This is a genomic window from Roseivivax halodurans JCM 10272, from assembly GCF_000521785.1.
GTDB classification, from domain to species: domain Bacteria; phylum Pseudomonadota; class Alphaproteobacteria; order Rhodobacterales; family Rhodobacteraceae; genus Roseivivax; species Roseivivax halodurans.
The window spans coordinates 29,583-50,738 of the sequence record NZ_JALZ01000006.1 but is presented as its reverse complement, the minus strand read 5'-3'; the positions used below and the strand labels follow the sequence as shown (position 1 = coordinate 50,738).

Sequence of the window (21,156 nt, the reverse complement as noted above, 5' to 3'; positions counted from 1 at the left end):
ATATCCCGGGGGTGCGGGGGCAGCGCCCCCGCCGCGCCGGATCAGTGGCCGATCGCGCAGCCGTCCTTGCGGGGGTCGGACGCGCCTTCGAGCACGCCGTCGGGCCGGATGCGGATCGCCTGCGCGCCGCCGATGGCGGACGGAGCCTCTGCGACATCGTGGCCCTTTTCGGCGAGCGTCCTCGCGAGCGCCGGATCGTAGCCGCGCTCGAGCTGGAGCTGCCCAGCTTCGACGAAGCTCCGCGGGGCGTCGAGGGCCGTCTGCAGGTCGAGGCCGAAATCGCGCAGGTTCGTGACGAACCGGGCGTGGCCCGCGGACTGGTACTGCCCGCCCATGACGCCGAACGGCACGGTCGCGCCATCGGGCTCGGCGAGGTGTCCGGGGATGATCGTGTGCATCGGCCGTTTTCGGGGCCCGTACTCGTTCGGGTGCCCGGGCACGAGCGAGAAGCCCGCGCCGCGGTTCTGGAAAAGGATCCCGAACTTCTCCGAGGCGAGGCCCGAGCCGAAGCCGTGGAAGATCGAGTAGATCAGCGACACCGCCATGCGGTCGCGATCGACCACCGTGATGTAGACGGTGTCGCGGTGGACGGCCTCGGAGGCCTCGGTGGGCGAGGGCAGGGCGCGGTCCGGCTCGATCAGCGCGGCGAGACGCTTGGCGGTCTCCATCGACAGCATGTGATCGAGCCGCGCGGTGTGATCGGGGTCGGCCATGAAGCGGTTGCGGGCGTCGTAGGCGAGCTTGGTCGCCTCGGCCTCGAGATGGACGCGCTCGGCGCCGAACGGATCGAGCGATGCGAGGTCGAAGTGCGAGAGGATGTTCAGCAGCAGAAGCGCGGTCGCGCCCTGACCGTTGGGCGGATGCTCCGACAGCGTCGCGCCCGCGTATTGACCGGAGATGGGCTCGCCGAGACTCGTCTTCGAGGCGGCGAAGTCCTCGCCGGTATGGCCCGCGGCGGCGAGGGCGGAGATCATGTCCTCGGCCACCTCGCCCTCGTAGAAGGCGGCGCGGCCCTTCGCCGCCACGCGGCGCAGCACCTCGGCCTGGCCCGGCAGGCGGAAGCGGTCGCCGACGGAGGGCGCGTGACCGCCGCTCAGGAAGTGCTCGCGTGCCGCGCCCTGCAGGGCGCCCGTCAGGCCGGCCCAGTCGTTCGCCACGCGGGGGGCGACGGGCACGCCCTCGTCGAAATAGCGGATGGCGGGCGCGAGGCTCGCGTCGAGTCCGAGCTTGCCCCAGCGGTCGGAGAGGGTGCAGAAGCCGTCGATCGCGCCGGGGACCGTCACCGCGTGCGGCGCGTTCAGGGGCATGACCTCGTGACCGGCGTCGCGCATCGCCTGCGCGTCGGCGGAGGCGGGGGCGCGGCCCGAGCCGTTGACGGCGGCGATGGGCTCGCCGGGGCGCGCCACCAGCGCGAAGCAATCCCCGCCGATGCCGGTCATGTGCGGCTCGCAGACCCCGAGGAGCACCGCGCCGGCGATGGCCGCGTCGACCGCGTTACCCCCGGCCTGCAGGATGCGGACCGCCTCCTGAGCGGCGAGCGGGTGCGACGTCGCGCACATGCCGTTGCCGGCATAGACGGCCGACCGGCCGGGACGCTGGAAATCTCTCATGGGGGCCTCCTCTTGCGCGGCGCAGCCTAGAGGCCCCGCGCGCGGGGTCAACGGGTCACCGTGCCGGAGAGGTAGACCTCGGCGCCGCGCGATGGGTGGGGGCAATTCCACGCGGCGCCGAGGGAAGCCGTTTGCAGCTACGAGGATGACTATGCGAGGCCAATCGGGCCTCTTTGCGCAATCGGCCGGGCGTTTCCGAGATCGATCATGGCAGGGTTAACGCGCCGCTGCGCGGAGGCAGCGAGGGGCGCGTCCCGGCCTCAGACGGGACCGTCGAGCCGGCCGAGCGCCGGCAGGTCGAAGGCGAGCGTCAGGCGGTTTGTCCCGCCGTCGCGGACATACCGGATGTCGCTCGCCAATTGCCTGATCAGGAACCAGCCGAAGCCGCCTTCGGGAAGGTCCTCGCGCGCCACGTCGAGATCCGCCGGGGAACCTGCCGGCAGGACCAGACCCGGCATGGCCGAGCCGCGATCCGCGATCGTGAGGTCGAGACTCGGCCCGTCGAGCGCAAGATCGATGCGGATCCAGGACGCGGGCGCGTTGGCATAGGCATGTTCGGTGACGTTGTTGAGCACTTCGGCCAGGGCAAGGGCGGCGAGGCCGGCCTCAGCTGCACCGATGCCGTGGTTGCGAAGCAGCGCCTCGATGCGCATCACCGCGTTGCGTACCGAGGCGGCGGTTGGCCAGACCCGTTCGGTCGCGGTCAGCGGGCTCTTGCGGTGATCGGGGCGCTCCGCCTCCGCGCACATGACCGCGTTACCGGGCATCGGCGCCGGAGGCCGCCTCGAGCGAGGCATGGATCGCAAAAATCGTGTCCATGCGGGTGAGGCGGAAGACCTTGTCCACGTTGGGCTGCAGGTTCACGAGGTCGAGGCGGCGTCCGGGGCCGAGCTGCTTCATGGCGGCGACGATGGCGCCGAGGCCGCTCGAATCGACGAACTCGACCTCTTCGAGATCGAGCAGGATCACCGGCTCTTCCCCCGTCGTGGCCTCGCGCATCCGGTCCTTGAACTCGATCGCGACGACGGCGTCGATCCGCGGAGCGCCGACGCGGACCAGACGCGTGCCGTTGCGTGTTTCGGTGTCGAGGTGCATGACTTCGCGAGGCTCCCTTGCCAACCTTTGGGCAGGCTAGGGGCAAATCCTTTCCAATTCGTGATTGGGAATATTTCGTCAGGGGGGAGACATGGACGAGATCGTGATCACCGCAGCGCGGCGCACGCCGATGGGCGGCTTCCAGGGCAGCCTGTCGGGCGCAAGCGCGTCCGATCTTGGCGGCGCGGCGATCCGCGCCGCGCTCGGCGATGCGCCGGGGGCCGAGCCGGACGAGCTCCTGATGGGCTGCGTGCTGCCCGCGGGGCAGGGGCAGGCACCGGCACGCCAGGCGGGATTTGCCGCAGGGCTCGGCGAGGGCGTGCCCGCCACCACGGTGAACAAGATGTGCGGCTCGGGCATGAAGGCGGCGATGATGGCCTGGGACCGGCTTGCGCTGGGCCATGCGGACGTCATCGTGGCGGGGGGCATGGAGAGCATGACGAACGCGCCGTACCTTCTGCCGAAGATGCGCGGGGGCGCGCGGATCGGGCACGCGCAGGTGATCGACCACATGTTCCTCGACGGGCTGGAGGACGCCTACGACAAGGGCCGCCTGATGGGCACCTTCGCCGAGGATTGCGCCGAGGCCTACCAGTTCACGCGCGAGGCGCAGGACGAATACGCGCTGCGCTCGCTGACACGCGCGCTCGCGGCGCAGGAGGGATCCTTCGACGCCGAGATCGTGCCGGTCAGGGTGAAGGGCCGGAAGGGCGACACGGAGGTGCGCATCGACGAGCAGCCGGGAGCGGCGCGGCCCGACAAGATCCCGCAGCTGAAGCCCGCCTTCCGCGAGGGCGGGACGGTGACACCGGCGAATTCCTCCTCGATCTCGGACGGCGCCGCCGCGCTGGTGATGGAGCGCCGTGCCGCGGCCGAGGCGGCCGGGCGCGCGCCGCGGGCGCGGATGCTCGGCCATGCAAGCCACGCGCAAGCTCCGGGGCTCTTCACCACCGCGCCGGTTCCGGCGGCGCGGAAGGTGCTGGAGCGCGTCGGCTGGGACGCGGCGGATGTCGATCTCTGGGAGGTGAACGAGGCCTTTGCGGTGGTGCCGATGGCGTTCATGGCCGAGATGGGGCTCGACCCCGAGGTGGTGAACGTCGCAGGCGGGGCCTGTGCGCTCGGCCATCCGATCGGCGCCTCGGGCGCGCGCATCATCGTCACGCTGATCCACGCCCTCGAGGCGCGGGGCCTCAAGCGCGGCGTCGCGGCGATCTGCATCGGCGGCGGCGAGGGAACCGCGGTGGCGATAGAGCTGGTCTGAGGCGTCGCGGACGCGCGCCGCCGTTACGCCCCGGAGGTCGTCCCGTTCAGCCAGGCGAGCAGGGCTGTTATCTGCGCATCGAGCCAGACGCGGGCGGCATCCGCCCCGGCGACATAGAGGGCGAGCGGATCGGCGAGCGCCGGGACGGCCTCGGCGATCGCCGGCGCGGCGAGGTAGAGCGCAATCAGCAGGATGCCGATCACGAGGATCGTGACGAATCCGCGGCCGAACCCGCTCGATTTCTTCTGTTCGATGACGCGGCCGCGGGACAGGGGCGCCTCTTTCGGGCGCTTTTCGCCAGGCCGCAGGGATTGGTTGATCTCGTTCACATCCGGGAGCAGGCCGCGGCGCGATGCGATCTCGGCCGGTGTCGGTCCCTGGTCGCCGAGCCTGTCTTCGGCGCGGTCGTAGCGGCCGCGGCCGCCCACATCTCCGGTCGAGGCGGCGGCGACACGGGCACGTCCGGTCTCGTCCTTCGGCGCGCTGTGCGGATCGGCCTTGGGAGCGCCGGGCGCGGGATCGCTGCCCGATGCGCCATGCGGTCCGGGCGCGGGCGCTGCCCCTGCGGTCGCGCGCTGGCGCGACTCGCGTTCGGCTTCGGCCCGAAGGACCTCGGCCACGGCCGGGTCGAGACGGCGGGCGCGGGGCTGCTCGGGCGGGGTCGCCTGTGGATCTGCCGGCGCGGGCGTTTCGGAAAGCGTCTCTGCGCCGCTCTCATCCGGGGCTGGGGCGGAGGGCTGCCCCGCACCGGGCGTGGCTCCCGCGGGGGATGTGTCGGTGTCGGGGGCGGGCTCGGCACGGGGCGGCTCGACCGCCGGGGCGGCGTGGTCGTTCGCCGCCGAGGCCCGCGGATGGGCCTGGAACCACGTCGTGCCGCAATTCGAACATTGCACGTCGCGCCCCTCGTCGGGAATGACGTCCGTGGGGACCTCGTACTGGGCCTCGCATTTGGGGCAGATCAGCCGCATCTTTTAGTCCTGCCTCTGTCACCGGTCGCCGCCGGCTGGTCCGGCGCACATTATGGTGCCGTCAGTGCAGCCGAAAGTCCAATCCGGTCAAGGGCGGCGGATTGCAACCGAACCGTTGCTCGGGCACAAACGCGGGCGACCGCGGACCGCGGCACGCCCTCTTCCCAGCTGCGGATGGACCTGGTGATCACGTTCGACAATGTGGCCTACAGCTATGGCGGCGGGGAGCTTCTGACCGGTGTCTCGCTCGATATCGCGCCGGGGTCGTTCCATTTCCTGACCGGGCCCTCGGGGGCGGGCAAGACGACCTTCCTGCGCCTCTGCTATGCCGCGCTGCAGCCGACCGCGGGCGAGGTGCGTCTGTTCGACCGCCCTGCCCAGGAGCTCGGGCGCGACGGCATCGCGGCGATCCGCCAGAGGATCGGGGTCGTGCATCAGGATTGCCGGTTTCTCGACCATCTGAGCGTTGCCGACAACGTGGCCCTGCCGCTGACCGTGGCGGGCCGGGACGGGCCGGCGGCGCGGCGGGATCTGGACGACCTGCTCGGATGGGTGGGGCTCTCGAAACGGGCGGATGCGCGTCCGCCGGAGCTCTCGGGTGGCGAGCGGCAGCGCGCCGCGCTGGCCCGGGCGGTCATCGTCTCGCCCGACGCGATCCTCGCCGACGAGCCCACCGGCAATGTCGACTGGGAGATGTCGCAGCGGCTTCTGCAGCTGCTCGTCGAGTTCAACCGGATGGGGCGCGCGGTGATCGTCGCGACGCACGACCTCGGCCTCGTGCGCGTGGCCAAAAAGCAGGTCCCGGCGCGGGTGCTGCGGATCGCGAACCGGCAGGTCACGGCTGCGGGGGCGGATCTGTGAGGCGCTTTGTCCGACAGGCCGCCGAGATCCTGCGCGGTGATCCGGCCGCGGACCGCGTGGTGCCGCCGACCGGGATCACGGCCAGGCTGACGCTTTTCACCGCCGCCGCGATGGCGTTTCTCGCGGTCTTCGCGCTGGCGCTGTCGCTTGCCGCCGGCCGGCTCGCCGACCGCTGGAGCGAGGAGCTGGCGCGGGGCGCCACCTTGCGCGTCTCGGCTCCGGCGGGCGAGATGGAGCAGCAGCTCGCGGCGGCGCTGCGGGTGCTGGAGACAACACCGGGCGTGACGGAGGTGCAACCGCTCACGGATGACGAGCAGCGCGCGCTGCTCGAGCCGTGGTTCGGGCCCGACCTGCCGCTCGAGAGCCTGCCGGTGCCGCGGCTCATCACCTTCCAGGAGACCGGCGGCGGCTACGATCCCGACGGTCTGCGGCTGCGCCTGCAGGCGGAGGTGCCGGGCGCCGTCCTCGACGACCACCGGCGATGGCGGCGTCCGCTGCTCGCGGCGGCCTCGGGATTGCGCGTCATGGGCTGGAGCGCGCTGGCGCTCATCTTCGGGGCGCTCGGCGCGATGGTGAGCCTCGCGGCGAACGCCTCGCTTGCCGCCAATGCGCAGGTGATCTCCGTGCTGCGGCTGGTCGGCGCGACGGACGATTACATCGCCGCCGCCTTCGTGCGGCGGTTCACTCTGCGCGCCGTCGCGGGCGCCGCGCTCGGCACGGCCGTCGGACTTGCGGCGGTGGCCCTGATGCCCGACACCGGCGACACGGGGGGCGTGCTCACGGGCCTGGGGTTCCGCGGGCTGCACTGGCTCTGGCCGCTTCTCGTGCCGCTCCTCGCCGGCGCGGTGGCCTTCCTCGCGACGCGCATCGCCACCACAAGTGTACTAGGAGACCTTCCATGAAAGACGCCCTGCAATGGACGCGCTCGCTGATCTACACGGTGCATGTCTATTTCCTGATGCTGGTCTGGGGGATCGTGTTCCTGCCGGCGGCCCTGGTGTCGCGGCAGGCGGCGCGCTTCGCCTGCCGGTCCTACGCCCGCTACGCGATGTGGAGCCTACGCTGGATGGTGGGCCTGCGCACCGAGGTGCGCGGCGAGATCCCGACGGACGAGGTGATGGTCGCGGCCAAGCACCAGTCCTTCCTCGACATCCTGATGATATTCGCGGCGTTGCCGCGGGCGAAGTTCATCATGAAGCGCGAGCTTCTCTGGACGCCGGCGATCGGGCTCTACGCCTACCGCGTGGGCTGCGTGCCGGTCGACCGGGGCAAGCGCGGGCAGGCGATCTCGAAGATGCTGGCGGACGTCGACAAGGGAAAGGCGCTGCCGGGGCAGCTGGTCATCTATCCGCAGGGCACCCGCGTCGCGCCGGAGGACAAGGTCAAGTACAAGACCGGCACCGCTGCGCTCTTCCGCGAGCTCGGGCAGGATTGCGTGCCGGTCGCGACGAATGTGGGTCTCTTCTGGCCGCGGAGCGGGATCATGAAGCGGCCCGGGCTCGGCGTCGTCGAGTTCCTGCCGCGCATCCCCGCCGATGCGCCCAAGGCGACGATGCTGGCGCGGCTGGAATACGAGGTGGAGCTCGCTTCCGACAAGCTGCTCGCCGAGGCGCGGGATGCGGTCGTCGCTGCCGAATAGGCTTCTCGCGGCGCCGCGACGTTCCGGCACGCGATTTTCCGTATACATCGGGCACGCTTTACGTTAGGAGGGCGGCCTCTCCTCCTGTCCAGATGACAGATCGCGGCGCCGCTGCGCCGCTCGACCTACGCAGAACGGTTTCCCGAATGATCAAGACCCTCTCCGATGCGCTCTCGAAGCGCGGCTATGACACGTTGACGCCCGTCCAGGAGGCGGTGATCGACCCGGATCTCGTCGAGGCCGACCTTCTGGTGTCCGCGCAGACCGGGTCGGGCAAGACGGTGGGCTTCGGGCTCGCCATCGGGCCGACGCTGCTTGATGACGAGGAGACCTTCGGCGAGGCGGGCGCGCCGCTCGCGCTGATCGTGGCCCCGACGCGGGAGCTTGCCTTCCAGGTGATGCGCGAGCTGTCGTGGCTCTACGAGGGCGCGAATGCGCGTGTCGCCTCCTGCGTCGGCGGCATGGACATGCGCGACGAGCGGCGGGCGCTGGAGCGCGGGGCGCATATCGTCGTCGGAACGCCGGGCCGTCTGCGCGACCACATCCAGCGCGGCTCGCTCGACCTTTCGTCGATCCGCGCGGTGGTGCTCGACGAGGCCGACGAAATGCTCGACCTCGGCTTCCGCGAGGATCTGGAATACATGCTGGGCGAGGCGCCCGAGGACAAGCGCACGCTGATGTTCTCGGCGACCGTGCCGCCGATGATCGCCAAGCTCGCCGAGCAGTACCAGCACGATGCGGTGCGGGTGAACACGGTCTCCGAGCGCAGCCAGCATGCCGACATCTCGTACCAGGCGCTGCAGGTGGCGCAGCACGACACCGAGAACGCGATCATCAACCTGCTGCGCTTCCACGAGGCGCAGAACGCCATCGTCTTTGCCAATACCCGCGCAACGGTGAACCGGCTCGCGGCGCGTTTCGGCAACCGGGGATTCGCGGTCGTCACGCTGTCGGGCGAGCTCAGTCAGTCCGAGCGGTCGAACGCGCTGCAATCGATGCGCGACGGGCGGGCACGGGTCTGCATCGCGACGGATGTGGCGGCGCGGGGCATCGACCTGCCGAACCTCGAGCTGGTGATCCATGCCGAGCTGCCCTCGAACGGCGAGACGCTGCTGCACCGGTCGGGCCGCACGGGTCGCGCGGGCCGCAAGGGCATCTCGGCGATGGTGGTGCCGCCGAAGGTCGCGAAGAAGGCCGAGCGCCTTCTGCAGAGCGCCCGGATCACCGCCGAGTGGATGGCCCCGCCGAGCGCCGACGAGGTGCGCGCGCGCGACGAGGAGCGGCTGCTCACCGATCCCGTGTGGGCCGAGGAGATCACCGAGGACGAGGCGTCCTTTGCCGGACGCCTGCTCGCCGAACACGGGCCGGAGGCGATCGTGGCGGCCTATCTGAGGCTCTACCGCACAAAGCATTCCGCGCCCGAGGAACTGTCGGATCCCGCTGCGGCTCCGGTGCGCAAGGAGCGCGCGCCGTTCGGGCCGAGCGTCTGGTTCAGCCTGTCGGTCGGTCGCGACGACCGCGCCGAGCCGCGTTGGCTCCTGCCGATCCTGCTGCGCACGGGCGGGCTCGAGAAGGACGCCATCGGCGCGATCCGGGTGCAGAAGTCGGAAACCTTCGTCGAGGTCGCAGAGGCGTCGGCACCGGCTCTCGTCTCGGCGCTCGGAGCGGACGGCGTGCTCGAGGAAGGGCTCACGGCGAAGCGCCTCGACGGCGTGCCGGACATGGGACCGTCGCGACCCGAGGGCGGACGGCCCCCGGCGAAACACCGCAAGGGCGACGGGCCGCGCACCGGCGGGCCGGACCGGGGCGAGGACAAGCCGCGTGCCAAGCGTTGGGATGACGACAAGCCGAAGTCCAAGCGGTGGGACGACGAGAAGCCGCGCGGCCGCCACGAGGATGGCGACGCGCCGCGTGCCAAGCGGTGGGACGACGACAAGCCGCGTGCCCGCCGTGAGGACGGCGACGCGCCCCGGAAGAAGCGCTGGGAGGACGACAAGCCTCGGGACAGGTCCCGGGACGAGGGCAAACCCCGGGGCAAGCCTTGGGAGAGCGACCGGCCGCAGGGCAAACGCGAGGGTTTCGGCAAGCCGGGGCCGCGCAAGGATGGGGGCGCGGCCCGCGAGGGCGGACCTGCGCGCAAGTCGCCCGGCGATGCTCCCCGCAAGCCCGGCAAGGACGGCGCGCCGCAGAAGCGCGGCGGGTTCGGCAAGCCCGAGGGGAAGTTCGGAAAGCCGGAAGGCAAGTTCGGCAAACCCGCGGGCGAGGGCAAGTTCGGCAAGCCTGCCGGCAAGCCCAAGCCGCGGGCGGATGCCTCGGACACGTCGAAGCGCTTCAGCCCGCCGAAGGGTGCCAAGGCCGCGCCCCGCAAGGGCGGCGATCAGCCGCCGAAGCGCGGCCGGACCTGAGAGCCGGATTTTCGGGAAAGGTTGCGCGGCGCCTGTGGTGCCCGCGCGAGAGGGACCCGGGCGCTGATCGCGCCCGGGTCTTTTCTTGATCACATGTGGATCGGGCCGTCGCCGCAGGCCAGCGCCGCCTCGCGCACGGCCTCGGAATAGGTCGGGTGGGCGTGGCAGGTGAGCGCCACGTCCTCGGCCGCCGCGCCGAACTCCATCGCGACGCAAAGCTCGTGGATCAGATCGCCCGCCATCGGGCCGATGATATGCGCGCCGAGGATGCGGTCCGTTTCCTTGTCGGCGATGATCTTGACGAAGCCGTCGGCGGCGAAGTTGGCCTTGGCGCGTCCGTTGCCCATAAAGGAGAACTTGCCGACCTTGTAGTCGCGGCCCTCCTTCTTGAGCTCCTCCTCGGTCTGGCCGACCGCGGCAACCTCGGGGTGGGTGTAGATCACGCTCGGGATGACGCCGTAATTCACGTGGCCCGCCTTGCCGGCGATGACCTCGGCGGCGGCCATGCCTTCGTCCTCGGCCTTGTGGGCGAGCATCGGGCCCTCGGTCGCATCGCCGATGGCGTAGACGCCGTCGACCGATGTCATCCAGTGCTTGTCGGTCTGCACGAAGCCGCGGTCGCTGACCTCGACGCCGAGTTCCTTGAGGCCCAGACCCTCGGTCACCGGACGGCGGCCAGTGGAGACGAGAACGACGTCGGCGTCGAGCGTCTCCTCGCTGTCGTCCTTCTTGAGCTTATAGGTGACGCGGGCCTTGCCGTTCTTGACCTCCGCGCCCTGCACGGCGGCGCCGAGAACGAACTTGAGGCCCTGCTTGCCGAGGATCTTCTGGAACTGCTTCTGGACCTCGCCGTCCATCGTCGGGGTGACGGTGTCGAGGTATTCGAGCACGGTCACCTCGGCGCCGAGGCGGGAATAGACCGAGCCCATCTCGAGCCCGATGACGCCGGCGCCGATCACGATCATCTTCTTGGGGATCTTGCCGAGCTCGAGCGCACCGGTGGAGGACACGATGGTCTTCTCGTCGATCTCGACGCCCTTCAGCGGCGCGACCTCGGAGCCGGTGGCGACGATGATGTTCTTGGCCTCGTGGGTCTCGTCACCGACCTTGACCTTGCCCTTCTCGGGGATCGAGCCCCAGCCCTTCAGCCAGTCGATCTTGTTCTTCTTGAAGAGGAACTCGATGCCCTTGGTGTTGGTCTCGATGGTCTCGCGCTTGTAGGTGAGCATCTGGTCCCAGTCGACCTTGGGCGCGGAGGTCTTGAGGCCCATCTTGGCGAAGTTGTGCTCGGCCTCGTGCAGCTGGTGGGTGGCATGCAGCAGCGCCTTCGACGGGATGCAGCCGACATTGAGGCAGGTGCCGCCGAGGGTCTCGCGTCCTTCGACGCAGGCGGTCTTGAGCCCCAGTTGCGCGGCGCGGATCGCCGCCACGTAGCCGCCGGGGCCGGAGCCGATCACGATGACGTCGTAGCTTGCCATGGGTCACTGTCCTTTCAGGTTTTTTGGAACGGGGGAGGGGCGCTGCCCCTCTTGGCCTCGCGGCCAATTCACCCCGGAGTATTTTCGCCAAGAAGAAGCATCAGAAGAGCGCCGCGAGCAACAGGAGCGCGGTCGCGAGGAAGCCGATCATCCAGATGAATGAGCGGCCGGGGCGCCAGCCGAGATAATAGGCCGGCACGTAGAGGATGCGGGCACCGAGATAGGTCCAGGCGGCGAGCGCTGTGAGCGTGTTCGACGCGTCGCCGAGCGTCACGGCGAAGACCGCGATCGAGAAGAGGATGAGCCCCTCGAAATGGTTGTTCATCGCGCGCTGGAGGCGGCTCGTGCCGGTGCTGAGCCCGCGGGACGGTTCGCGGTCGCGGGGCGACATGGTGTAACCGGGGCCCAGCTCGCGGTTGGCGGGGATCGCGAAGAGCGCGAATTGCACCATCTGGAGCAAAGCGGCGAGGACGAGGGCGGTGAGTTCTGGGGTCATGGGGCCTGCAGATAGAGCCGGAGGGTGGCGAGAAAGCCCGCGCCTGGGACGAGGGTGCGCAGGACGGGAATGCCGCCCTCATGGGCGGAGGGCGTGGTCGCGGCGCTTATCTGCGCCGGCATCGTGACGATGGCTCCGAGGCCGAAGCGACGGAGCGGGGAGAGCGTGTCGTCAGGCATGTGCGGGCCTCCGGCATCCGGGCCCAGCATGGGCGCGCAGGAGCGCGTCCGCAAGGCGGCGGGCCTTGTCCTTTGCGGTCAGCCCGCGGGCGGAGGGATGCGGGAGCGCGACATGGGGCAGGCCGAAGCGGCGGCAGGCATCGGCGGCGGCACGGCCGAGGGCGATGACTGGGCGGGATGCGAGCTCGTGCCGGGTCACCGCATCCATGCTGGCGTCGATGGCGGCCCGGGGGACGGTCGCGGATCGCGCCGGCGGCAGGAGGTGGCACGAATGGGTGAGGTAGATGTCCCCGCGAGCGAGCCCCGCCAGCGAGAGCGCGGCGTCGAGCACGCGGTTGAAGAGCATGGCCGGAAGGTAGCCGGCACGGGCGAGCTCGGCCCGGCGCGCCCGGGCGGTGGGCGCGTCGAGGAAGTTGTAGGAAAGGAGCGCGGGGCCGTCCGGCGCGCCGCAGGAGATCTGGTAGGGCGAGACGAGATCGACGTCGAGGCCGACCTCGGCGAGCGGGGTCAGGCCCGCCATGCGCGGCAGGGCGCGGCGCGCGGCGACGAGCTGCGTCATGTCTCCGCGCGCGTCGCGCATCAGGCGGCTCCGTCGTAATCGTAATCGACCTTGGTGAAGCGGTCGGTCGGGAAGGTGAAGAACAGCGTCATGTCGTCGTCCGCGTCGAAGCCGTGACGGTGGCCTGCGGGGATGAAGAGCGTGTCGCCGGTCTTGATCTCGATCTCGCGGTCCTCGAGGGACACCTTCCCGGTGCCGTCGATGACGTGCACGGTCTCGTCGAGACCGTGGCGGTGCACCTTCTCGGTGTGGCCGCCATAGAGGTGGAAGATCCCCTGGCAGACACCGCCCGACGGGCCGTAATCGGCGTCGACCATCAGACGGTACTGAAGGCCGCCGTGCTGCGATTCGTGCATCACCCTCACTTCGGGGCGTTCGCCGGGGATGTGGATCGGTTGGGTCATGGGGCGTGGTCTCCTTTCGGGCCCGGAGAGGATCCCGGGCGCTTTCCGGAGAAGCTAGCGGCGGGCGCCGGCGCGAAAACCGCACCGGCGCCCGCCTGCGCATCACAGGTCCATCAGCATCCGGCGCGGATCCTCGAGGGCTTCCTTCACGCGCACGAGGAAGGTCACCGCGCCCTTGCCGTCGACGATGCGGTGATCGTAGCTGAGGGCGAGGTACATCATCGGGCGCGCCTCGATCTTGCCGTCGACGACCATGGGCCGCTGCTGGATCTTGTGCATGCCGAGGATGCCCGATTGCGGCGGGTTGAGGATCGGCGAGGACATCAGCGAGCCGTAGACGCCGCCGTTCGAGATCGTGAACGTGCCGCCCTGCATCTCGGCCATCGAGAGCTTGTTGTCGCGGGCGCGCTTGCCCTTCTCGGCGATGGCCGCCTCGATATCGGCGAAGGACATTGCGTCGACGTCGCGGATCACCGGAACGACGAGGCCCGTGGGCGTGCCGGTGGCGATGCCCATGTGCACGAAGTTCTTGTAGACGATGTCGGTGCCGTCGATCTCGGCATTGACCTCGGGGACTTCCTTCAGCGCAAAGCAGCAGGCCTTGGTGAAGAAGGACATGAAGCCGAGGCGGACGCCGTGCTTCTTCTCGAAGAGGTCCTTGTACTCGGAGCGCAGCGCCATGACCTCGGTCATGTCGACCTCGTTGTAGGTCGTCAGCATGGCCGCGGTGTTCTGGGCGTCCTTAAGGCGGCGCGCGATGGTCTGGCGCAGGCGCGTCATCTTCACGCGCTCTTCGCGGCTCTCGTCCTCGGCTGCGACCGGCGCTCGGGGCGCCTTCTTGGTCTCGGACTGGCCCTGCGGGGCGGACTTGGTGGCCTCGAGCGCCTTGGAGACGTCTTCCTTCATGACGCGGCCGTCGCGGCCCGAGCCCTGAACGTCGTCGCGGCTGACGCCCTTTTCCTGCATCGCCTTCTTGGCCGAGGGCGCGTCCTCCACATCCGAGCGGCCGGGGCCGCCATCGCCCGCGGGGGGCGTGTCGTACTGCGTCGCGCCCTTGGCCTTGGCGGGCGCATCGCCGCCATCCTCGGTGCCGGCTTTCGGCTTTTCGCCGCCCTTGTCGGGGCCCGCGCCGGCGCTGTCCTTGGCGATGACGGCGAGCTTGCCGCCGGCCTCGACGGTGGAGCCTTCCTCGGCGATGATCTCGGACAGCGTGCCCGCCGCGGGCGAGGGCACCTCGACCGAGACCTTGTCGGTCTCGAGCTCGCAGAGGGTCTCGTCGGCCTCGACCGCGTCGCCGGCCTTCTTGAACCAGGTGGCGACGGTCGCCTCGGAGACGCTCTCGCCGAGCGACGGGACCATCACGTCGACCTTGGTGCCGGTGTTGTCGCCCTGGGACCCGCCGTCATCGGCGACCTCTTCCTTCGCGGGCTCTTCCTTGGCTTCGGACTTCTCCTCCTTGGCCTCGCCGCCGCCGGAGGATGAGCCTCCGCCCGACGCGCCTTCCTCGATATTGGCGAGAAGGGCGTCGACGCCGACGGTCTCGCCCTCTTCGGCCACGATCTCGGACAGGGTCCCGGCCGCGGGGGAGGGCACCTCGACCGTCACCTTGTCGGTTTCCAGCTCACACAGCATCTCGTCCGCCTCGACGCTGTCTCCCGGCTTCTTGAACCAGGTGGCGACGGTGGCCTCGGTCACGGATTCGCCCAGGGTGGGCACGCGCACTTCGGTCATGGGATCACTTTCCTTCGATCGTCAGCGCTTCGTCGACGAGCGCCTCTTGCTGGGCTTTGTGGGTCGAGGCCAGGCCCGTGGCGGGCGAGGCCGAGGTGGCGCGACCGACATAGCGGGGCCGTCGATGATCGGCCTCGATGCGGTTGAGCACCCATTCGATGTTGGGTTCGATGAACGTCCAGGCGCCCTGGTTCTTGGGCTCTTCCTGGCACCAGATCACCTCGGCCTGCTTGAAGCGTTCGAGCTCCTTGACCGCGGAGACCGCGGGGAACGGATAGAACTGCTCGACGCGGATCAGGTAGACGTCGTCGATGCCCCGCTTGTCGCGCTCCTCGAGCAGGTCGTAGTAGACCTTGCCCGAGCACATCACGACGCGCTTGATCTCGTTGTCGGGCTTGAGGTCGTGCTCCCAATCCTTGTGGTCCGCGTCGTCCCAGAGGACGCGGTGGAAGGACGAGCCCTCGAGGAACATCTCGGCATCCGAGACGCAGAGCTTGTGACGCAGGAGCGATTTCGGGGTCATCAGCATCAGCGGCTTGCGGTAGGAGCGGTGCAGCTGGCGGCGCAGGATGTGGAAGAGGTTCGCCGGGGTCGAGCAGTTCGCGACGATCCAGTTGTCCTGACCGCAGAGCTGCAGCCAGCGCTCGAGGCGGGCCGAGGAATGCTCGGGGCCCTGGCCCTCGTAGCCGTGGGGCAGCATGCAGACGAGGCCCGACATGCGCAGCCACTTGGATTCGCCGGACGAGATGAACTGGTCGAACATGATCTGCGCGCCGTTGGCGAAGTCGCCGAACTGCGCCTCCCAGACCGTCAGCGCGTTCGGCTCGGCGAGGGAGTAGCCGTATTCGAACCCGAGCACCGCGTATTCCGAGAGCGCGCTGTCGATCGCCTCGTAGCGCGCCTGTCCGTCACGGATGTGGTTGAGCGGGTAGTAGCGCTCCTCCGTCTCCTGATCGATGAAGGCCGAGTGGCGCTGCGAGAAGGTGCCGCGGGTCGAGTCTTGGCCCGAGAGGCGCACCGGATAACCCTCGGTCAGAAGCGAGCCGAAGGCGAGCGCCTCGGCGGTTGCCCAGTCGAAGCCCTTGCCGGTCTCGAACATCTGCTTGCGGTTGTCGAGAAGGCGGCCGACCGTGCGGTGGAGCGGGAAGCCGTCCGGCGCGTTCGAGATGGCGCTGCCGATCGCCTCCATCGTCTTCTTCTTGATGGAGGTCTTGCCGCGCTGGTACTTGCCCTCCTTCTGCCGGTCGAGATGCGACCAGCGCCCGTCGAGCCAGTCGGCTCGGTTCGGCTTGTAGTTCTTGCCGGCCTCGAATTCCTCGTTGAGGTGGGACTGGAACGAGGCCTTCATGTCCTCGATCTCGCCTTCTGGGATGAGGCCGTCCTTCACCAGCCGCTCGGTGTAGAGCGTCAGGGTCGTCTTGTGACCCTTGATCTGCTTGTACATCAGCGGGTTGGTGAACATGGGCTCGTCGCCCTCGTTGTGACCGAACCGGCGGTAGCAGAAGATGTCGATGACCACGTCCTTGCCGAATTTCTGGCGGAACTCGGTCGCGACCTTGGCGGCATGCACCACCGCCTCGGGGTCGTCGCCGTTGACGTGGAAGATCGGCGCCTCGACCACCAGCGCGTTGTCCGTCGGGTAGGGCGAGGAGCGCGAGAAGTGCGGGGCGGTGGTGAAGCCGATCTGGTTGTTCACCACGAGATGGATCGTGCCGCCGGTGCGGTGGCCGCGCAGTCCCGAGAGCGCGAAGCATTCGGCCACGACGCCCTGGCCCGCGAAGGCCGCGTCGCCGTGCAGCAGGATCGGCAGGACCTGCGTGCGGGTCGCGTCCTTGTACTGGTCCTGCTTGGCGCGGACCTTGCCGAGGACGACCGGGTTCACCGCCTCGAGATGCGAGGGGTTCGCGGTCAGCGACAGGTGCACGGTGTTGCCGTCGAATTCGCGGTCGTTCGAGGCGCCGAGGTGGTACTTCACGTCGCCCGAGCCGTCGACGTCGTCGGGCTTGAAGCTGCCGCCCTGGAACTCGTTGAAGATCGCGCGGTAGGGCTTTCCCATCACGTTGGCCAGCACCGAAAGGCGTCCGCGGTGCGGCATGCCGACGACGATCTCCTTGAGGCCGAGATTGCCGCCGCGCTTGATGATCTGCTCCATCGCGGGGATCAGGCTCTCGCCGCCGTCGAGGCCGAAGCGCTTGGTGCCGGTGTACTTGACGTGCAGGAACTTCTCGAAGCCCTCGGCCTCGACCATCTTGTTGAGGATCGCCTTGCGGCCCTCGCGGGTGAACTTCACCTCCTTGCCGTAGCCCTCGATCCGCTCCTTGAGCCAGGCCGATTGCTCGGGGTCGGAGATGTGCATGTACTGGAGCGCGAAGGTGCCGCAATAGGTGCGCTTGAGCACGCCGACGATCTCGCGCAGCGAGGCGATCTCGAGCCCCAGCACGTTGTCGATGAAGATCGGCCGGTCCATGTCGCGCTCGGTGAAGCCGTAGGACTTCGGATCGAGCTCGGGATGCTCCTGGTCGACGTTGCGCATGCCGAGCGGGTCGAGCTGCGCGTCGAGATGGCCGCGGATCCGGTAGGCGCGGATGATCATCAGCGCCCGGATCGAGTCGAGCACGGCCCGCTGGACCTCGTCGTCGGTGAGCTTGACGCCCTTCTCTTCGGCCTTCGCCTCGATCTTCTGCGCCGCGCCCTTGGCCTCGGCGGGCATCATCGGCATCGGCCAGTCGCCGGTCAGCGCCGAGGTGATCTCGTCCTGCGGCTGCTGCGGCCAGTCGCGCCGCGCCCAGGACGGGCCCGCGGCCTCCTTCTTGACCGCAATCTCGTCGTCGCCGAGGCCCTGGAAGAAGGCCTGCCATGCCTCGTCGACCGCATTGGGGTCGTTCGCATACCGGGCGTACATCTGCTCGAGGTAATCGGCATTCGCCCCCTGCATGAAGGACGAGGCGTGGAAGAGGTCATTCGGAGATTGGTCGGTCATTCTCTCTGTCTCCATATCCGCCCGGGTTTCGGGCACGGACGCGCCCCGGCGCATGGCCGGGGCCTCCGGATGATGTCGTATCCCCGGAGCGGACGGTGCCGCGTCGGGGCGGGGTGGATGCCGGTGCACCCGCCCTCGGCTTGCCTCAGCCCTTCTCGATCGCCGCGAGCACGGCCTCGCCCAGCGTCGCGGGGCTGTCCGCCACGACGATGCCGGCCGAGTTCATGGCTTCGATCTTGTCCTCGGCGCCGCCCTTGCCGCCGGCGACGATCGCGCCCGCGTGGCCCATGCGGCGGCCCGGAGGCGCCGTGCGGCCGGCGATGAAGCCGGCGGTCGGCTTCCAGCGGCCCTTCTTCTTCTCGTCGGCGAGGAACTGCGCCGCGTCCTCTTCCGCCGAGCCGCCGATTTCGCCGATCATGATGATCGCCTCGGTCTCGGGGTCGTCGAGGAACCATTTCAGCACGTCGAGATGCTCCGTCCCCTTGATCGGGTCACCGCCGATGCCGACGCAGGTCGACTGGCCGAGACCGACATCGGTGGTCTGCTTCACGGCCTCGTAGGTAAGCGTTCCCGAGCGCGAGACCACCCCGACCTTGCCGCGCTTGTGGATGTGACCGGGCATGATGCCGATCTTGCACGCGTCGGGCGTGATCACGCCGGGGCAGTTGGGGCCGATCAGCGTCGACTTCGAGCCTTCAAGCGCACGCTTGACCTTCATCATGTCGAGCACGGGGATGCCCTCCGTGATGCAGACGATCAGCTCCATCTCGGCGTCGATCGCCTCGCAGATCGAGTCGGCGGCAAAGGGCGGCGGCACGTAGATCACCGAGGCGTTCGCCTCGGTCTTGGCCTTGGCCTCATGCACGGAGTTGAAGACCGGCAGGTCGAGATGGGTCTGACCGCCTTTGCCGGGGGTTACGCCGCCGACCATCTTGGTGCCGTAGGCGATCGCCTGTTCGGTGTGGAATGTCCCCTGGCTGCCGGTCAGGCCCTGGCAGATCACCTTGGTATTCGCGTCGACAAGAATTGCCATCGTATCCTTGGTCCTTTGTCCCTCGGGACGGGCGCATTGGCCCGCCCGGTGTTCGTCAGTATCGCGCGGAATCGTCGTCCACGAGTTCGTCGAGCATCCGCACGGCGATGGTCGCGGCGCCCATCAGGACGAGCGACCGGCCGAGCGTCTTGGTCAGGTTGTTCGGCATGAAACGGGCGATGCCGTCCCGCGCCGCACGGGCCGCGTCGGAGCGCGTGCGCACGTCGCGCAGCGCCTTCGGCTGCCGAGCGGGTTCGGGAAGGCGCAGCGTGTCTGGCGCCGTGCGGCGCAGCAGGATGCCCGCACCGATCATCGCCGCACCCGCGAGAAGCGGGGTGTAGGGCGAGATGCGACTCATGTCGGGCAGGTGCACGTCCGGCAGGTCGCGGACGCTGGGCAGGTGGCTTGAAGTACGGGAGAAGATCGACATGTCGGATCCCTTGTGGGTCAGGTTGGCATGAGCGCCGGGCCGGACGGCCCGGAATCGTGGCGCGGGACAAAGGCAGCCGGCCCCGCAAGGGCCTGGACGCATGTCGGGGAAACCCCCGAAAGCGCTGCTTTGTTCACGCCGATCGCCATTCCTGACGTAACTCCCGTTCCTCGGCCCGCCGCCGGGCCGGACGAAGGCCCTGACGGACCAGTCGCCCGGCCGCCGCTCAGCCCTTCACCTCGGCCACGATCTTCTGCGCGCCGTCCTTGAGGTCGTCCGCCGCGATCACGTTGAGGCCACTCTCGTTGATGAGCTTCTTGCCCTGCTCGACATTGGTGCCCTCGAGGCGCACCACCAGCGGAACCTGAAGGCCCACTTCCTTCACCGCGGCGATCACGCCCTCGGCGATGACGTCGCAGCGCATGATGCCGCCGAAGATGTTCACGAGGATGCCCTTCACGTTCTTGTCGGACGTGATGATCTTGAACGCCTCGGTGACCTTCTCCTTGGTGGCGCCGCCGCCGACATCGAGGAAGTTCGCCGGCTCCGCACCGTTGAGCTTGATGATGTCCATCGTCGCCATGGCGAGGCCCGCGCCGTTCACCATGCAGCCGATCTCGCCGTCGAGCGCGATGTAGTTGAGGTCGTACTTGGACGCCTGGAGTTCCTTCGGGTCCTCCTCGGTCTCGTCGCGCAGCTCGGCGACGTCCGACTGGCGGTAGAGCGCGTTGCCGTCGAAGCTGAGCTTGGCGTCGAGTACCTTGAGATCGCCCTTGTCGGTCACGATCAGCGGGTTGATCTCGAGCATCTCCATGTCGCGCTCGATGAACGCGGTGTAGAGTTGGCCCATCAGCTTGACGCATTGCTTGACCTGCGCGCCCTCGAGGCCGAGCGCGAAGGCGATGCGGCGACCGTGGAAGGCCTGGTAGCCGGTCGCGGGATCGACGCTGAAGGACAGGATCTTCTCGGGGGTGCTGGCCGCGACCTCCTCGATGTCCATGCCGCCCTCGGTGGAGCAGACGAAGGAGACGCGGCTGGTGACGCGGTCGACGAGGAGCGCGAGGTAGAGCTCGGTCTCGATGTCCGAGCCTTCCTCGATGTAGATGCGGTTGACCTGCTTGCCTGCCGGGCCGGTCTGGTGCGTGACCAGCGTCTTGCCCAGCATCTTCTTGGCTTCCTCGGCCGCCTCCTCGACGGACTTGGCGAGGCGGACGCCGCCCTTCTCGCCGGCATCGGCTTCCTTGAACGACCCCTTGCCGCGGCCGCCTGCGTGGATCTGTGCCTTCACGACCCAGAGCGGGCCGTCGAGACCGCCGGCGGCCGTCTTGGCCTCCTCGGCGCGGAGGACGACACGGCCGTCCGAGACCGGCGCGCCGTAGCTGCGCAGAAGCTGCTTGGCCTGATATTCGTGGATGTTCATGGAAATCCTGTCCCCGTATTGCTGCGGTTGCCCTTGGTATAGGCATGCAGCTAGGGCGGGATGAACCGGTTTTTCCAGCCCGAATGCCGATTTTCGCCGAATTCGAACCTTTGTGACCACAGGTTTGCAGGCTGTGATCACAAACTGGAGCGCCGGTTGGCGCCTTTGACCGAGTCGCGCTTGAGCGGCACCGGCAACTTGTCTGGCCCGGTGTCATGTATGACGAGGCCCGCCCACGAAGACGCTCTGCCGTGCCGGCCCGGGCCGGTCTGCCCCGGGAGCCGTGCCGGTCGTCGCGCTCGCCCGTAGCGAGGCAAACATCCTTCGGGAGTTTCTTAGTCGCTACCGGTCGATCTGCCGGCCGTCGTTATTATTCGGACAGCATCGCTGCCTTCCTGCACCACCGGTTCATGTGGGGGATCGGTGGGGGCGAAGACACGCTGGCACGGGGCAACCCATCACGACGGGTCGCGCGTCTACCTGGACATACTCTTTAGGAATAATGCGACGGCGCGCTCGCCGGTCTGGCAATATTCGCGTCGGTACGGAAGCAGCCGCTCGCTCGAAGGGCTCATCCGGGACATCCCGGCGGCGCGGTAGGTCGCGC

19 protein-coding genes are annotated in these 21,156 nt (G+C 68.9%); 5 read left to right on the top strand and 14 right to left on the bottom strand.

What is annotated here, in order from left to right:
- Window positions 1–41: 41 nt before the first annotated feature.
- The 3 genes from OCH239_RS07485 to OCH239_RS07475 form a co-directional block, all read right to left on the bottom strand.
- Window positions 42–1,610 carry a gamma-glutamyltransferase family protein gene (locus tag OCH239_RS07485; protein ID WP_037260572.1) on the bottom strand — a complete coding sequence of 523 codons (1,569 nt, stop codon included), beginning with the start codon at window positions 1,608–1,610 and terminating at the stop codon, window positions 42–44.
- A gap of 260 nt (window positions 1,611–1,870) precedes the next feature.
- Complete coding sequence (locus OCH239_RS07480) at window positions 1,871–2,377, bottom strand: ATP-binding protein (RefSeq protein WP_162149986.1); 507 nt, start codon at window positions 2,375–2,377, stop codon at window positions 1,871–1,873.
- On the bottom strand, window positions 2,367–2,705 hold the full coding sequence (locus tag OCH239_RS07475; protein WP_037260570.1) for an STAS domain-containing protein: 339 nt from the start codon (window positions 2,703–2,705) through the stop codon (window positions 2,367–2,369). Before OCH239_RS07475 ends, OCH239_RS07480 begins: the two co-directional genes overlap by 11 nt.
- A 91-nt stretch (window positions 2,706–2,796) precedes the next feature.
- Between OCH239_RS07475 and OCH239_RS07470 the strand changes: the two genes are divergently transcribed.
- On the top strand, window positions 2,797–3,966 hold the full coding sequence (locus OCH239_RS07470; protein ID WP_037260568.1) for an acetyl-CoA C-acyltransferase: 1,170 nt from the start codon (window positions 2,797–2,799) through the stop codon (window positions 3,964–3,966).
- A gap of 23 nt (window positions 3,967–3,989) precedes the next feature.
- On the opposite strand, the gene OCH239_RS07465 is transcribed toward OCH239_RS07470, so the two are convergent.
- A complete protein-coding gene (locus OCH239_RS07465) occupies window positions 3,990–4,934 on the bottom strand; it encodes a zinc-ribbon domain-containing protein (RefSeq protein WP_037260566.1) in 945 nt (314 codons plus the stop codon).
- A gap of 183 nt (window positions 4,935–5,117) precedes the next feature.
- Here OCH239_RS07465 and OCH239_RS07460 point away from each other — a divergent pair, with 183 nt between their 5' ends.
- The 4 genes from OCH239_RS07460 to OCH239_RS07445 all read left to right on the top strand — a co-directional run bounded on the left by OCH239_RS07460 (window position 5,118) and on the right by OCH239_RS07445 (window position 9,839).
- The gene (locus tag OCH239_RS07460; protein ID WP_037260881.1) at window positions 5,118–5,795 is read left to right on the top strand and encodes a cell division ATP-binding protein FtsE; all 678 of its coding nucleotides are present in this window, start codon (window positions 5,118–5,120) and stop codon (window positions 5,793–5,795) included.
- The gene (locus OCH239_RS07455; protein ID WP_037260563.1) at window positions 5,792–6,697 is read left to right on the top strand and encodes a cell division protein FtsX; all 906 of its coding nucleotides are present in this window, start codon (window positions 5,792–5,794) and stop codon (window positions 6,695–6,697) included. The genes OCH239_RS07460 and OCH239_RS07455 overlap by 4 nt, the downstream gene beginning before the upstream one ends.
- On the top strand, window positions 6,694–7,434 hold the full coding sequence (locus OCH239_RS07450; RefSeq protein ID WP_037260561.1) for a lysophospholipid acyltransferase family protein: 741 nt from the start codon (window positions 6,694–6,696) through the stop codon (window positions 7,432–7,434). Before OCH239_RS07455 ends, OCH239_RS07450 begins: the two co-directional genes overlap by 4 nt.
- 146 nt (window positions 7,435–7,580) lie before the next feature.
- Window positions 7,581–9,839 (top strand): DEAD/DEAH box helicase, encoded by a 2,259-nt coding sequence (locus OCH239_RS07445; RefSeq protein WP_037260558.1) that lies wholly within the window; start codon window positions 7,581–7,583, stop codon window positions 9,837–9,839.
- Between the two features lie 89 nt (window positions 9,840–9,928).
- On the opposite strand, the gene lpdA is transcribed toward OCH239_RS07445, so the two are convergent.
- The 10 genes from lpdA to sucC form a co-directional block, all read right to left on the bottom strand.
- Window positions 9,929–11,317 (bottom strand): dihydrolipoyl dehydrogenase, encoded by a 1,389-nt coding sequence (gene lpdA / locus OCH239_RS07440; protein WP_037260556.1) that lies wholly within the window; start codon window positions 11,315–11,317, stop codon window positions 9,929–9,931.
- A 100-nt stretch (window positions 11,318–11,417) separates the two neighbouring features.
- Window positions 11,418–11,813, bottom strand: coding sequence for an MAPEG family protein (locus OCH239_RS07435; protein ID WP_037260553.1), 396 nt, complete (start codon window positions 11,811–11,813; stop codon window positions 11,418–11,420).
- A complete protein-coding gene (locus OCH239_RS07430) occupies window positions 11,810–11,992 on the bottom strand; it encodes a hypothetical protein (RefSeq protein WP_037260550.1) in 183 nt (60 codons plus the stop codon). Before OCH239_RS07430 ends, OCH239_RS07435 begins: the two co-directional genes overlap by 4 nt.
- A complete protein-coding gene (locus OCH239_RS07425; protein ID WP_051489353.1) occupies window positions 11,985–12,572 on the bottom strand; it encodes a uracil-DNA glycosylase family protein in 588 nt (195 codons plus the stop codon). Before OCH239_RS07425 ends, OCH239_RS07430 begins: the two co-directional genes overlap by 8 nt.
- Entirely contained in the window at window positions 12,572–12,955 is a 384-nt protein-coding gene (locus OCH239_RS07420) for a cupin domain-containing protein (RefSeq protein ID WP_037260547.1), read from the bottom strand. Before OCH239_RS07420 ends, OCH239_RS07425 begins: the two co-directional genes overlap by 1 nt.
- Before the next feature lie 102 nt (window positions 12,956–13,057).
- Complete coding sequence (odhB, locus tag OCH239_RS07415; protein ID WP_037260546.1) at window positions 13,058–14,686, bottom strand: 2-oxoglutarate dehydrogenase complex dihydrolipoyllysine-residue succinyltransferase; 1,629 nt, start codon at window positions 14,684–14,686, stop codon at window positions 13,058–13,060.
- A gap of 4 nt (window positions 14,687–14,690) precedes the next feature.
- Window positions 14,691–17,666, bottom strand: a complete 2,976-nt coding sequence (locus OCH239_RS07410) for a 2-oxoglutarate dehydrogenase E1 component (RefSeq protein ID WP_037260877.1) — start codon at window positions 17,664–17,666, stop codon at window positions 14,691–14,693.
- A gap of 145 nt (window positions 17,667–17,811) precedes the next feature.
- Complete coding sequence (gene sucD, locus OCH239_RS07405; RefSeq protein WP_037260544.1) at window positions 17,812–18,699, bottom strand: succinate--CoA ligase subunit alpha; 888 nt, start codon at window positions 18,697–18,699, stop codon at window positions 17,812–17,814.
- A 55-nt stretch (window positions 18,700–18,754) separates the two neighbouring features.
- On the bottom strand, window positions 18,755–19,129 hold the full coding sequence (locus tag OCH239_RS07400; protein WP_051489352.1) for a hypothetical protein: 375 nt from the start codon (window positions 19,127–19,129) through the stop codon (window positions 18,755–18,757).
- 226 nt (window positions 19,130–19,355) lie between these two features.
- Window positions 19,356–20,549 (bottom strand): ADP-forming succinate--CoA ligase subunit beta, encoded by a 1,194-nt coding sequence (sucC, locus tag OCH239_RS07395; RefSeq protein ID WP_037260542.1) that lies wholly within the window; start codon window positions 20,547–20,549, stop codon window positions 19,356–19,358.
- Between the last annotated feature and the right edge of the window lie 607 nt (window positions 20,550–21,156).